Raw genomic sequence first — 14,036 nt, forward strand, 5'->3', positions numbered from 1 at the left:
GATCGCCGGCGCGCCGGCCGCCGCCGGGCGCCTGGCGGCGCACCGCGTCATTTATGACCTGACGCTCGAGCACGTCTCGGGCGGGTCTGTCATGGCCGCGTCCGGCACCATGTCCTACACGGTCGAGGCGACGTGCGGTGGCTGGGCCGTACAGCAAAGGCTGCATCTGACGACCGCGTCCCGTGATGGCGGGTCCAGCGACCTGACCTCGGACTATGCCACGCTGGAAAGTCTCGACGGGCGGCATTTCGTCTTCGACATGCGGCAGGGGCCGACCGGCGGCGCACGCGAGGAGATCAAGGGTGACGCCGCGCTGAACCAGGATGGGGCGGGCACGGCGTCCTATACGTTGCCCAAGGCGTCACGGGTCGCCCTGCCCAAGGGCACCCTGTTCCCGATGCACCACACGGCGGCGATTGTGGACGCTGCGGCATCGGGGCAGCCATGGATTTCACCGTTGCTGTTCGACGGCACCGGGGTTGGGGGCGCTCTGTCGACCTTCGCGCTGTTCGGCCACTGGGGCGCGCCGAGCCCCGAGCCGATCGCCCCGTCGATGGCGGCCATGGCGTCGGGGCCGGTCCATGTATCGTATTTCGGGCTTAAACCGGGGGTGTCTCTGCCGGATTTCGAGAGCATCCAGCGCTATTACGACAATGGGGTCGCCGATCGTCTTCATCTGGATTTCGGCGATTTTCGCATGCAGGCCAGCGTGCGTGACTTCCACCTTCTTCCCTCGCGACCGGCCCATTGCGAGCGCTGACGACAATCAACCACGGTTTCGCCACGAACCTGGACTGAACATTTCCTGTACGGACCGTAGACGGGTTCGTTTGGAGGAAACGGCAGATGAAACAGGTGCGCTCGAAGGTGATGCTGGCCTTCGCACTGGCCACGGGGCTTGGACTGGGTGGTGGTATCGGAAACGTCGCAGACGCGCAGGGCTACGGACCGGGATGGGTACCGCCGCCCGCACCGCCGTTACGGGCTGAGGTCATGCCCCCGCCGCGCCCGGGATGGGTGTGGCGCAACGGAGGCTGGGACTGGCGTGGCGGCGGCTATGTCTGGATACCGGGGCAGTATGTGCGACCGGTGGGGCCGCGTCACTGGGGGCCGGGTCATTGGGTCAGGCGTGGGCCGAGCTGGACGTGGGTCCGGCCGGGTTGGTACTAGCCACTCGGTATCCCAATATCACGCAAGCGTGATGGCGAGAGGGACGTGGTCGCTGGGCTGCGTCTCTCCGCGTTCGTCCCGCGCTATCTCGCATGAGACGAGACGCTCGGCCAGACGGGGTGACAGCAGCGCGTGATCGATGCGCAGGCCGATGTTCCGTGGCCATGCCCCGGCCTGATAGTCCCAGAACGTATAGGCTGCCCCGGTGGGATGCAGCGCACGCAGAGCGTCGGTCAGCCCGAGCCAGATCAGGCGCCGGAAAGCGGCCCGTGTCTGCGGTCGCACAAGCGCGTCGGAAGCGGGAAGGGCACCGGGTGCGAGGTCCTCGTCCGTCGGGCACACGTTATAGTCGCCGGTCAGGACGAAGTCGGTATCCGTCTCCAGCAGTGAGCGCGCGTGCTCAGCCAGTGCGTCCATGAACGCGAGTTTGGCGGCATAGCCGGCGTCGCCGTTGGAGTTACCGTTCGGCAGATACAGGTTACCCACCCGAAGGCCCGCGACTTCGATTTCCACGTAGCGAGCCTGGGGTGTCGCATCCTCAAGGGGGGGAAGCTGGTGCGCGGTCGCGGTGAAGGGAACCCGGGCTAGGATCGCGACGCCGTTATAGGCCTTCTGCCCGACCACGACGGCCTCATAGCCGGCGTCCCGGAAGGCGGCGGCGGGGAACTGTCCGGTCTCGCATTTGATTTCCTGCAGGCACAGGACATCGGGCTGTTCGCGCGCAAGGAACGACAGAACGTGGGATTCGCGTTGACGGATCGAATTCACGTTCCAGGTGACGATTTTCATGGCTCAGTCTATGGAAAAGCTGGTGCCACAGCCGCAGGACGAGGTCGCGATCGGGTTGACGACCGTGAAATGGGCACCCATCAGCCTGTCCACGAAATCCAGCTCGGCACCTTCCAGCAGGGACATGCTGGACGTGTCGACCAGTACGCGCACCTGACCCGCATGGATTTCGATGTCATCATCGGTCTTCTGCGGGTCGAGTTTGAAGCTGTACTGAAAGCCCGAACATCCGCCGGCCAGCACGGCGACGCGCAGGGCGACCGCGTCGGGCCCAGAGGCGCCGGGCTGCGCGCTGACGATCTCGCCGATCCGCGTCTGGGCACGGTCGGTGATGCGAAAACCGGTGTCGGTCGTGATGGCGGTGCTCATTCGGCCAATATAGGATACCGGCACGCCTAAAAGAAGACGTGCCGCGCGGGCTTAGTTCTTGTCCTTCTGGATGAAGGACGGGAGGAACGGGTTGTCGGTCTGCATCGAGCCCTTGCTGGGCAGTTCGGTGACCGACCAGCCGCCGCCGAGGGCCTCGATCAGGCTGACCGAATCGACCATCCGGCTTTGCTGGATCGACAGGGCAGACTGCGCGATCGACAGGGCGCTCTGCTCGTTCGTGATGACGGACGTGTAGATCACGGTGCCGGCCAGGTACTGATTCATCGACACGGTCACCGCCTGATTGGCGAACCGCAGGGCGACGTCCTGCTGGGCGGCCTGATCGGCCAGAATGCGCAGGTTCGACAGCTGGTCTTCCGTGTTTTGCAAGGCTGTCAGCACGGTCTGCCGATACTGGGCGACATAGTTGTCGTAGGTGGCATTGGCCTGATGTACGGCGGCGGTGCGCGAGCCACCTTCGAACAGGGTCTCTGTCGCCGATGCGCCAAGCGACCAGATGCGGTTGCCGATGTTCATGATCGTGCCGATCGGATCGCCGCTTTGTTCGTAGGACGCCGAAAGGGTGATGCTGGGGAAGAACGCGGCGATCGCGGCGCCGATGTCGGCGTTGTATTCCTCCATCCTGCGTTCCGCGGCCGCCACGTCCGGCCGGCGTTGCAGGAGCTCCGCCGGGACCGTGACGGGGATCGCCGGGATGTCGCGGCTCAACTCTGCCACGGGGATCGAGACGTCGGCCGGCGGTTTGCCGATCAACACCGCGATGGCGTGTTCGTATTGCGCCCGCAGGGTCTGGGTGGCGGTTTCGGACGCGCGGGTCTGTTCGAGCTGGTAGCGGGCTTCGAGGACGGCGGTCGGATCGGACGTCCCCGCCTCGACCTGATTTTGCGTGATGCGCAGGGCGTCGGTGTAGAAAGCGACGTTCCGGGCCAGTAGCGCGTGCAGGCTGTCCTGATAATGCAGGTTGAAATACGCGGTGGCCAGCTGCGCCTGATACGATAGCCGCGCGTTCGCGAGATCGGCGGCGCTGGCCTGGCTCTCGGTCACCTGCGCCTGGATCTGACGGCGGATCTTGCCCCAGATATCGAGATCCCACGAGGCGCTGGGACCGATCGAGTAGGTGTTCTTGGTATATCCGGTCGATGAGGAAATGACCGACCCGGACGCCGAGTTCTGCGAGCCGCCGCCCTGTGCGTTGCGACTGAAGGAGAACGAACCGCTGAGCGTGGGAAACAGTTGTGCGCGGACGGCATTGATCTCGGCGCGCGCGGCCCGGTAACGCGCCTCATATTCCGCGACGTTCTGGTTGTTCAGGGCCACCTGCGACTCCAGCGCGTCCAACTGCGGATCGCGGTAGATCCGCCACCACTCGCCTTTCGCGACCGCCGCCTGTTCGGGTTGCGCGTACGTCCAGCCCGGCGCGGGGCGCAGTTCCTTGAAACGTGGCGAGACCGGCGCGCTGGCGCGCTGGTAGTGCGGCCCGACCATACAGCCCGACACGGCAAGCGCCGCAGCACCGATGGTCAGGGAGCGGGTCAGGCGGCGAAAGTCCGCGGTGAAGGGAGAGCAGATCATGTCGCGGACTCGTTCAGGCTGGTGTCGGTCGTCTTGGGGGCAAACAGGGCGCGGGTGCGCGCGCCGACGCGGCCCATAAACAGGTAGATCACCGGCGTGGTGAACAGCGTCAGGAGCTGCGACACGGCCAGGCCGCCCACGATGGCCACGCCCAGCGGCCGCCGCAGTTCCGAGCCTGTGCCGCTGCCAAGCATCAGTGGCAAAGCGCCCAGCAGGGCCGCGAGCGTGGTCATGAGGATCGGGCGGAAGCGCAGGCGCGCGGCCTGATGAATGGCGTCGATCGGGGACTTTTTCTCGACGCGTTCGGCCTCGAGGGCGAAGTCGATCATCATGATCGCGTTCTTCTTGACGATGCCGATCAGCAGCACGATGCCGATGATTCCCATCACGTCCAGGCCCATCCCGGCGATGTCGAGCGCCAGCAGCGCGCCGATTCCGGCCGACGGCAGTGTCGACAGGATCGTCACCGGGTGGATGTAGCTCTCGTACAGGACGCCGAGCACGATATACACTGCGACCAGCGCCGCGATGACGAGCCAGAACTCATTGCCCAGACTGCTGCGGAAGGCCGCCGCTGTTCCCTGGAACGACGTCAGGAACGTCGCGGGCAGGCCGACCTTCTTTTCTACGCGCTCGATGGCGTTCGTGGCCGCGCCGAGCGCATAGCCGGGAGCGACGTTGAACGACACGGTCGTGGCCGGGAATTGTCCAAAGTGGGTCAGAAGCAGGGGGGCCGTTTCGTGGGTGACCTTCGTCACGGCCGACAGCGGTACCAGGCCGGAGGTCGGCTGGCGCGTCGGGCCGCTGGTGCTGGAGGTGGTGCTGCCGCTGATGCCGGGCAGGTAGAGCTGGTTGAGCGCGTTCAGGTCGGTCTGGAAACGCGGGTCGGCCTCCAGAATGACGCGATACTGGTTCGACTGCGTGTAGATGGTCGAAATCTGCCGCTGTCCGAACGAATCATACAGGACGTTGTCGACCGTCTGGGGCGTAATCGAATAGCGCGCCCCGGTGGAGCGATCGAGCGTTACCTTGGCGACAAGGCCGGACGACTGCAGGTCAGAGGCGACGTCGGCCAGCGACGGCTCCTGCCGCAACGCGTCGATGAATTTGGGCACCCAGACAACGAACTCGCCGTAATCCGGGTTTTCCAGCAAGAACTGATACTGGGTCGCGGCGACGGTGGTCTCCAGCGACAGGTCCTGAACCGGCTGGACATACAGGCGTGCGCCGGTGACCGAAGCGGTCTCGTCGCCCAGTCGCCGGGCGATCTCGGCGGCCGTGCTGGTGCGTTCGTCGTGGGGTTTGAGGTTGATCAGAAAACGACCTTCGTTCAGCGTCATGTTCTGCCCGTCGACACCGACGAAGGACGACAGGCTGACGACGTCCGGGTCCCGCAGGATGACCTGTGCAAGTGCCTGCTGACGGTCTTTCATGCCGTCGAAGGAAATGGTCTGTGCCATTTCGGAAATGCCTTGCAGCACGCCGGTGTCCTGCACCGGAAAGAACCCCTTGGGAATGACCATCGCCAGAACCCCGGTCAGAACAAGGGTGCCCACAGCCACCAGAAGCGTTGCGGTCTGGTGGCGAAGCACGATGTCCAGGCCACGGCCGTAGGACGCGATGACAGAGTCGATGGCAGCTTCTGTCTGTGCCGACCAGCGTGCGAAACGCCCGGCGGCCCGGGTGTCGTGCGGGCGCTCGGACAGCAGGCGCGCGCACATCATGGGCACGAGTGTCAGCGAGACGACCGCAGATAGAATGATCGTCACCGCCAGGGTCAGGGCGAATTCATGGAACAGGCGACCGACGACGTCGCTCATGAACAGAAGCGGGATCAGCACTGCGATCAGCGAAACGGTCAGCGAAATGATGGTGAAGCCGATTTCCGCCGATCCCTTCAGGGCCGCCGTCATCCGGTCTTCGCCCATCTCGATGTAGCGGGCGATGTTCTCGATCATGACGATGGCGTCGTCCACGACGAAGCCCGTCGCGATCGTCAGCGCCATCAGCGACAGATTATCGAGCGAGAAGCCCAGCAGATACATGATCGCCAGCGTGCCGATCAGCGACAAAGGCACCGACAGGCTTGGGATGATGGTCGCGGGTATGTTGCGCAGGAACACGAAGATGACGAGCACGACCAGCAACATCGACAGACCGAGTTCGAATTCAACGTCCGCGACCGAGGCCCGGATGGTGGTCGTCCGGTTGGTTAGGGGTGTGATGGTGATCCCGGGCGGCAGCGAGGCGCTGAGCGTCGGCAGGGCTTTCATCACGTTGTCGACGACGGAGATGACGTTGGCACCCGGCTGACGCTGGACGTTGAGGATCAGCGCTGGTGTCTTGTTCGACCAGGCGGCCAGTTGCGTGTTCTCCGGCCCCTGTACGACGGTTGCAATGTCACGAAGACGCACAGGGCCGTTGTTGCTGTAGGCGACGACCTGGCTCATCAGTTGGTCGGTGCTTTTGATCTGGCCATCGATGCGCAGCGTCGCGGCGCGCTGGGGGCCGTCGAACGTGCCGGTCGGGGAGTTGACGTTCACATTGCCGATCGTCGTACGAAGCGTATCGAGGTCGATACCCAGGGACGTGGCCTTGGGCACGTTGACGCGGACGCGATAGGCCTTTCGGTTGCCGCCCGACATCGACACGAGGCCGACACCGGAAATCTGGCTGATCTTCTGTTCGAGGCGCGTGTTGACGTAGTCCTCGACCTCGGTCAGCGGCAGGGTGCTGGAGGTGATGCCAAGCGTCAGGACAGGCGTGTCGGCCGGATTGACCTTGGCGTAGATCGGCGGCGCGGGCAGGTCGGTCGGCAGCAGGGAGTTGGCGTCATTGATGGCGGCCTGTACTTCCTGTTCGGCGATGTCCATCGACATCGACAGGCCGAACCGCAGCGTGATCACCGAGGCTCCCCCGGACGACTGGGACGTCATCTGGTCGAGGCCCGGCATCTCGCCAAGCTGCGTCTCCAGCGGCGCCGTGACCGACGTCGCCATCACGTCGGGCCCCGCGCCGGGGTAGAATGTCTGCACCGTGATGGTCGGATATTCGACCTGCGGCAGAGCGGACACCGGCAGGAAATGAAAGCCGAGCAGACCCGCCATCATGATGGCGAGCATCAGCAGCGTGGTCGCGACCGGCCGCTCGATGAACAGGCGGGACGGGTTCACCGGTGGCCCTCTCGCAAGCGGAGGCGGAGGAAAGACGTCTCAGGAATCATCAGTCGGCCTGCTGGTGCCTGTGGTGGCGCTGCTGCTGGGTTGCGTCGGTCGCGGCAGGCTGAGGATGGTCGGCGGGGATGGTGATCTTCGCACCGGCCCGCAGGTGGTTGGTGCCGTCTGTCACCACGCGGTCGCCCACGGCCACGCCACTTGTGATGACTGCCGTGTCGGCATTCTGCACACCGACCTTGACGTTATGTACAGCCACCGTGTTGTCCGGCTGCACGACATAGACGAACTGGCCGTCCGGCCCGGTCTGCAACGCGTTGGTCGGCAGCAGCGTCACGTCATGCAGCGTCCGGACAAGCAGGCGGGCATTGACGAATTCGTTGGGAAACAGACGTTCATCCTCGTTGGTGAAGATGGCGCGCATGCGAACCGTGCCTGTCGAGGTGTCGATCTGGCTGTCGAGCACACTGACCGTTCCGTCGGCCAGTTTGGTGGTGTTGCTGCTATCCCACGCCTCGACCCTCAGGGTCTGCGTCGCGTGCAGCTGTTCGGCGACTTCGGCCAGCTGGTCCTGCGGCAGCGTGAAAATGACCGAGATCGGCTGCATCTGGGTCAGCGTCGCCAGACCGTTGGTCTGCCCCACGGCCACGTAGTTGCCACGGTCGACGGCACGGATGCCGATGCGCCCGTCCACGGGGGCACGGATGTAACAATACTCGACCTGCAGCTTTTCGTTGTCGACCATGCCCTGGTCGGTCTTCACGGCGCCTTCATACTGCTTGACCAGATATTCCTGGTCCTGCGCGGTCATGGCGGCGACGCTGTTCTGATGGATCAGGCGCTGATAACGCGCGTTGTCGAGGCGCGCCTGCGCGAGCCTGGCCTGATCCTGCGCCAGCGTGCCCTGGTACTGCTCCAGCGTGGCCTGATAGGGGCGCGGGTCGATGACGGCCAGCAGGTCGTCCTTTTTTACGTGCTGTCCCTCTGTGAACAGCACGTCCGTCAGATAGCCGGACTGGCGTGCCGGGATCGTCACGGTGGTGATCGGGATCACGGTGCCCAGTTCGGTCAGGACGACCGGCATGTCGCCCGACGCCGCGCTGGTGACCGCGACCGGCTGCGCCGTATCGGTCGAGTCACCGGCGCGATGGCGGCCGGAGCGCGAGGAGATCGTGTGCAGCAGCGCGTAGGCGACGGCGCCAAGGAGGAGCAGAACAAGGATCCAGACCAGAAAGCGTCGGGATGGCCGGCGGGAGGGCGCAGAGGTCTGGGGCATTAAGTCCGTGGTCCGTTGAAGATCGACGAGGCACGCGAGCAGGCACCGGCCGCCCGCACGGAATGATGATATTCCGCGCGCCGGGGTGCCCATACTCCGGCACGTAATGTACCAGTGTGCGCGGCAGCGTATAGCGCCGCAAACGTTTCGTAACGTCTAAAATTTTTGACAACCATGACAGTGTCCTGCCCGGCTTGCACGTCGTCCGCTGTCATCAAAGCTTCATTCTGTGACCGTTGTGCCGAGGTGGGGGTTTCCTGTACGTAGCAGGACGCTCGCGTAACCGCTTCCTTGTGGTTTGGCGAGACCTCCGTCGCAAGAGAAAGAGATCACAGATGCGCTTTATGTTGCTGGCCGCCACGGCCGCGCTGGTCGGCGTCACGACGTCCGCCAACGCCGCCACGATTACCGGTGCGGGCTCGAGCTTCGCCGCTCCGCTGTATGAGGTATGGGGTGCGGCGGCCAAGTCAGCCGCCGGTGTGGACGTCAACTACCAGAGCGTCGGGTCGAGCGCGGGACAGAACCAGGTTCTCGCGGGGACCGTTGATTTCGGCGCGTCGGATAATCCGATGCCGCCGGCCAAGCGGAGCGCGGGGCACATCTTCCAGTTCCCGACGGCGATGGGCGGCATCGTGCCGATCGTGAACCTGCCGGGGGTCGGCACGAACCAGTTGCATCTGACGGGTGAGGTGCTGGCGAAGATTTTCATGGGTGAGATCACGGCCTGGAATGATCCGGCGATCGCCACCCTGAACCCGGGTGTGAAACTGCCCGAGGCGCCGATCGCGACCGTGCATCGTGCCGATGGATCGGGCACGACCTTCGTGTTCACAAGTTACCTGTCGAAGGTCTATCCCGCCTGGCACGAGCAGGTCGGCGCAAGTTCGTCGGTGTCGTGGCCCGGTGGCGCGGGTGCCAAAGGCAATGATGGCGTTGCGGCGTCCGTGCGCAATACCGTCGGGGGCATCGGCTATGTCGAGTATGCCTATGCCAGCAACAACCATCTTGCGGCGGTCGAGTTGAAGAACCACGCGGGTGCGTTCGTCGCCGCCGGTGGCAGCAGCTTCGCCGCGGCGGCAAAGGCCGCGGACTGGACGAAGTCCGGCGATCTGTCCGTCGACCTGCTGGATATGGATGGCGCGGGTGCGTGGCCTATCCTGTCGGCGACGTACGCTCTGGTTCCGGTCGCGGCTTCCAGTCACGACCAGGCCAAGGCCGTGCGCGCCTTCTTTGATTGGTCGCTGACCAATGGTGACCAGATGGCCCAGAAGCTTGATTACGTCGTGCTGCCCGATACGGTGAAGGCAGCCGTGCGCAAGGCCTGGGACGCGGCGCGCTGACCCACGCGAAACGGACGGTCGTTTGGAAAATGCCGGCCTCTGGGCCGGCATTTTTTTTACCGGGCAGCGATATGGGCGTTCAGGGGTGACGCCGTTCGCGGGTTCGCGGTGAAATAATTCTGAAATAAAAACTACCTAAAATGTTCACTTATATTTTGGCCCTGTATCCATGAAAAACACGTCATCTTTCATTGCGGAACAGAGGCTATGCGCCACTCCCTAAAGCTGCGTGTTCTTTTACTCTCAGCCTCTTCGTTCATGGCAGGTGGGGTGCCGGCCTTTGCCGCGACCTCCGACGAATCGGAAATCATGCTTCTGCGCAAGGAAATTGCGGAAATGAAGCAGGAAATGCGTGCCATGCACCAGCAGATCCATGAGAGCACGGTTGCCGAGCCCCACTCCGCGAGATCGCTGCGTCGCCGCACCGCACCAGTGAACTATATCGGCGCGCCCGAGGCGGGCGTGCATATCGGACAGGTGGCACAGCGCGCGCCGCTGACGGCCGACGAGATGCGTCCGCCCCCGGATCGCGGCATCGCGTCGTCGTGGAACGAGTTCCAGCGTGCATTCCAGCGTTCGCGCGCTGAAGACGAGAGCGTGCATATCGGTGGCGTGCGGATCGGCTTCCCGAACGGCCGTCCGACGATCGCGACCGATGACGGTGCGTATGCGCTGTCGATCGGTCTGGCGTTCCATGAGGATTTCGGCGGCTTCTTCGGTGTGGATCGCCGTGGGGCGGAGACCCGCGGCACGTTCCCGGGCTTTACGTCCAACACGCGCCGCATGCGTATTTTCTTCACGTGGCGCTACAAGAACTGGGTTGCCAATGTGACGCCGGACTTCGGCGGATCGAACGAGCTGTCGTCGGGCTCGGCCTATACGTCCAACCAGTATCTCTATGAAGCCAACCTGAACTACACCGGTTTCAAGAATACGATCCTGACGGTCGGCTATTTCCAGCCCCGCGTGACCGAGGAAGATTCCGAAAGCTCCAACGACTTCATGATGATGGAGCGTCCGGGCATTACCGACGTAATGCGCAGCATCGCGGCGGGCGACGCGCGCTTCAGTATCGGCGGCCTGCATTACGACAAGCGCTGGTGGATCGCGGGATATTTCACCGGTCAGTCCTACGGTAACCGTGCGGCTTCGTCGTCCACCGCCGACAGCCAGACGGGCGGCACGTTCCGCGTCGCCGGCCGTCCGGTCGTGACCAAGGACATCGACGTGCATGTCGGTGTCTCGGCCATTGGCGCGTTCAAGCCGACCCTGATCAACGGCACCAACGGCGTAAATGGCACGCGCAGCTTCACGCTCAGCCAGCGGCCGGAGCTGAACCTGACGTCGGCGACCGTGGCGGCTGCGATGACCGATGTCGCCGACGTGTGGTCGGCGGGCCCCGAACTTGGGATTCGTTACAAGAACTTCCTGATCAAGTCGGAGTATTACCATATCGGCGTCGACCGGTCTCATGGTTCGCCCGGCCAGTCTCTGCCGAAATACAATTTCGACGGTTACTACGTGACGGCGGGCTACACCCTGTTCGGCAAGGGGCGTTCCTACAACGTGAAGGAAGGTGCGTTCGCAGCCCCGGGCGTCGAGCATGATTTCGATCCGTCCAGCGGTCACTGGGGTGCGCTCGAGGCGATCGGTCGATGGAGCGTTACGGATCTGGACGACAAGAGCGCGGGCCTGAGGGGCGGCAAGCAGACGATCTGGGCGGCCGGTCTGAACTGGTATCCGAACCGGCATTTCCGCGTCATGATTGACTACAACCACTTCATCGTCACGCGGGAGGCGGCGGCCTGGGATACGCTAGGTCGCAACGGCAACTCGATCGCCGCCCGTATCCAGGCCGCGTTCTGATCGTTCGGCTGGCACACGCCCGGGCCGTGTTTTTGTGATGGCGGGGCATCTTGCACGATGCCCCGCCATTGCTGTTAATCTGTGCCCATGCCAGCTCGCTTCCCCCCGATCATCGCCCCGAGTGTCCTGTCCGCTGATTTTTCCCGCATGGCCGAGGAAGTCGCCGCGGTGGAGGCCGGTGGGGCGGAGTGGCTCCATCTCGACGTGATGGACGGCCATTTCGTGCCCAACCTGACCTTCGGGGCGCCTCTGGTGTCCGCGCTTCGGCCGAAGTCGAAGATGGTGTTCGATGTTCACCTGATGGTGGCGCCCGTCGATCCGTATATCGAGATGTTCGCCAAGGCGGGCGCCGATCATATCCATGTCCATATCGAGGCCGGCCCGCACACGCATCGCACCTTGCAGCACATCCGTGCCTGCGGTGTGAAAGCGGGCATCGCGATCTGTCCGGCCACGCCGCCCGAGGCGCTGGGCGAGGTGCTGGACCTTGTCGACATTATTCTGGTCATGACCGTGAACCCGGGTTTCGGGGGGCAGAAATTTCTCGACAGCCAGCTGCCCAAGATACGCACGCTGCGCCGCATGGCAGACGCGACCGGGCGCGACATTCGCATTGGCGTCGATGGCGGCGTGAATGTCGAGACGACGCCGCGCGCCACCGAAGCGGGGGCCGACATGCTGGTTGCGGGCACGTCGGTCTATGGTCAGCCCGATTATCGCCAGGCGATCGCGGCCCTCCGTGACGCCGCGCGTCCCTTCGGCTAAGAACGACGGAGCGACGCCTTTCGGTCTGGCGTACATGCGTGCGCGCGGACGGAATGCGGTTTTTGGGGGATAGGACGGATCATGGTGATGCGGCGACTGACGCGGGAGGCTCGCGTCTCGCTGGCCCGGCTGCCGGCCATCGGCAAGGTGCCGCAAGGACCGACCTATACGGCACGTGATCTGATACCCGGTGACCCGGCGCGGGGCGTGCGCCTGCTGCGCGGGGAACTGGAAATCGCCGGTGCGGTACGTCATCTCGGCCGGAACTGGGAAGACCCAAGCTGGACCGAGGGGGTCCGGGCGGCGATCCAGGGGTTCGGCTGGTTGCGCGATCTGGCTGCCTTGGGCACATCGGGGGCGCGTGCCCGCGCCCGTACTCTTGTGGCGGACTGGCTGGGCTTCGTCGCCCCTGATCCGACCGAGTCGGATGCGCCGGTTCTGGGCGAGCGCATCGCGTCTCTTCTGGCGCATTATGATTTCTACGCGGCCTCGGCGGATGAGGCCTTTCAGCACGCTCTGATGACGCACCTGATGATTCAGGCGCGGGTCATCGTGGCGTTGCTGCCGCTCAACGCACTCGATTGCAGCGCGCTGGGTGCGATGCGTGGCCTGCTGGCGGCTGCCATCGCCATGCCGGAGCACGCGGGCTACCTGCAGCGGTTCCTGCGCTATATCGACGTCACGCTCGAGCGTCAGATCCTTGCCGACGGCTGTCTCGCCAATCGCAGCCCGGAGGCGCAGTTTCAGGCGGTCCGCGAACTGACCGAAATGCGCATCATGTTCCAGACGGCCCGGTTGCAGGCACCGGAGTCGGTGCTCAACGCGCTGGACCGGCTGGCGCCCGTGCTGCGCGCGTTGCGGCATGGCGACGGGGGGCTGGCGCTGTTCAACGGCGCGTCGGAACATCATGCGGGCTTGCTCGACACTGTTCTCGCGCAGGCGAGCCGCGTTCGTGTCGTGGCGGGCGCGATGCCCAATGGAGGCTTTCTGCGGGTGACCGCCGGGCGTTCTCTGCTGCTGGTCGATGCCGGGGTTCCCGCTCCGGCCGGGTTCGATTCAACCGCCAACGCGGGCACGCTGTCGCTTGAGTTTTCTGTCGGGCGACAGAGAATTTTCTGCAACTGCGGTGCGTCCCCGCTGCGCGGGTGGTCGCAGATGCTGCGCGGCACCGCGGCCCACTCGGTCATGGGGATCGAGGACCGTTCGTCGTCGGACTTCGCGCCCGGTGGGGGGCTGTCGCGCCGTCCCGTGCATGTGACGGCGGACCACCAGACGCAAGGCGGCGCGCACTGGCTCGACCTGTCGCACGACGGCTATCGCGCTTCGGTGGGCGCGACATACCGACGCCGTCTCTATCTGGGTGCGGACGGGACCGATCTTCGTGGCGAGGAAATTGTCGAGGGCGAAAAACCGGTGGCGATGGTGCTGCGGTTTCACCTCCATCCGAGCGTATCGGTCGAGTTCGATCCGTCGGAAGAGGAGATCGTCCTGCGCGCCGGCCAGGGAGGTGCGTGGCGTTTCGTCCAGGACGGCGGCGTTCTGTCGGTTGAGGACAGCGTCTATTTCGGCGGTCCCGCGCCGGTAAAAACCGCCCAGATCACGATCACGGTCCGGCCCTTGGCCGGCGAGCCCGCGCCGGTCGAGGCGCAGGCCGAGCCGACCGGGCCCGTCGGGGGCGAGGCAACCGACCCCGTC

11 protein-coding genes are annotated in these 14,036 nt (G+C 64.6%); 6 read left to right on the forward strand and 5 right to left on the reverse strand.

What is annotated here, in order from left to right:
* Both HUK82_RS09740 and HUK82_RS09745 read left to right on the forward strand, forming a co-directional pair.
* Positions 1 to 760, forward strand: a 760-nt coding sequence (locus HUK82_RS09740) for an EipB family protein (RefSeq protein WP_176613779.1), incomplete at its 5' end; no start/stop codon positions are given.
* 86 nt (positions 761 to 846) lie between these two features.
* The gene (locus HUK82_RS09745) at positions 847 to 1,170 is read left to right on the forward strand and encodes a YXWGXW repeat-containing protein (RefSeq protein WP_212647804.1); all 324 of its coding nucleotides are present in this window, start codon (positions 847 to 849) and stop codon (positions 1,168 to 1,170) included.
* 18 nt (positions 1,171 to 1,188) lie between these two features.
* On the opposite strand, the gene HUK82_RS09750 is transcribed toward HUK82_RS09745, so the two are convergent.
* The 5 genes from HUK82_RS09750 to HUK82_RS09770 are packed head-to-tail and all read right to left on the reverse strand — an operon-like array spanning position 1,189 to position 8,370.
* On the reverse strand, positions 1,189 to 1,959 hold the full coding sequence (locus tag HUK82_RS09750) for an exodeoxyribonuclease III (protein ID WP_176613780.1): 771 nt from the start codon (positions 1,957 to 1,959) through the stop codon (positions 1,189 to 1,191).
* Between the two features lie 3 nt (positions 1,960 to 1,962).
* The gene (locus HUK82_RS09755; RefSeq protein WP_176613781.1) at positions 1,963 to 2,328 is read right to left on the reverse strand and encodes a HesB/IscA family protein; all 366 of its coding nucleotides are present in this window, start codon (positions 2,326 to 2,328) and stop codon (positions 1,963 to 1,965) included.
* A 51-nt stretch (positions 2,329 to 2,379) separates the two neighbouring features.
* Entirely contained in the window at positions 2,380 to 3,921 is a 1,542-nt protein-coding gene (locus HUK82_RS09760) for an efflux transporter outer membrane subunit (RefSeq protein WP_176613782.1), read from the reverse strand.
* Positions 3,918 to 7,094 carry an efflux RND transporter permease subunit gene (locus HUK82_RS09765; protein WP_176613783.1) on the reverse strand — a complete coding sequence of 1,059 codons (3,177 nt, stop codon included), beginning with the start codon at positions 7,092 to 7,094 and terminating at the stop codon, positions 3,918 to 3,920. Before HUK82_RS09765 ends, HUK82_RS09760 begins: the two co-directional genes overlap by 4 nt.
* 49 nt (positions 7,095 to 7,143) lie before the next feature.
* Positions 7,144 to 8,370, reverse strand: a complete 1,227-nt coding sequence (locus HUK82_RS09770; protein ID WP_176613784.1) for an efflux RND transporter periplasmic adaptor subunit — start codon at positions 8,368 to 8,370, stop codon at positions 7,144 to 7,146.
* 335 nt (positions 8,371 to 8,705) lie between these two features.
* Here HUK82_RS09770 and pstS point away from each other — a divergent pair, with 335 nt between their 5' ends.
* From pstS to HUK82_RS09790, 4 genes are all read left to right on the forward strand, one after another.
* Positions 8,706 to 9,710: a phosphate ABC transporter substrate-binding protein PstS gene (pstS, locus tag HUK82_RS09775; protein WP_176613785.1), complete on the forward strand. Its 1,005-nt coding sequence runs from the start codon at positions 8,706 to 8,708 to the stop codon at positions 9,708 to 9,710.
* Between the two features lie 207 nt (positions 9,711 to 9,917).
* Positions 9,918 to 11,576, forward strand: coding sequence for an OprO/OprP family phosphate-selective porin (locus HUK82_RS09780; protein WP_176613786.1), 1,659 nt, complete (start codon positions 9,918 to 9,920; stop codon positions 11,574 to 11,576).
* An 87-nt stretch (positions 11,577 to 11,663) separates the two neighbouring features.
* Positions 11,664 to 12,341, forward strand: coding sequence for a ribulose-phosphate 3-epimerase (rpe, locus tag HUK82_RS09785; protein ID WP_176613787.1), 678 nt, complete (start codon positions 11,664 to 11,666; stop codon positions 12,339 to 12,341).
* An 81-nt stretch (positions 12,342 to 12,422) separates the two neighbouring features.
* Positions 12,423 to 14,036 (forward strand): heparinase II/III family protein (locus tag HUK82_RS09790; protein ID WP_218061556.1); only part of this gene is annotated, 1,614 nt, incomplete at its 3' end.

This window comes from Ameyamaea chiangmaiensis, from assembly GCF_013376175.1.
GTDB lineage: Bacteria > Pseudomonadota > Alphaproteobacteria > Acetobacterales > Acetobacteraceae > Ameyamaea > Ameyamaea chiangmaiensis.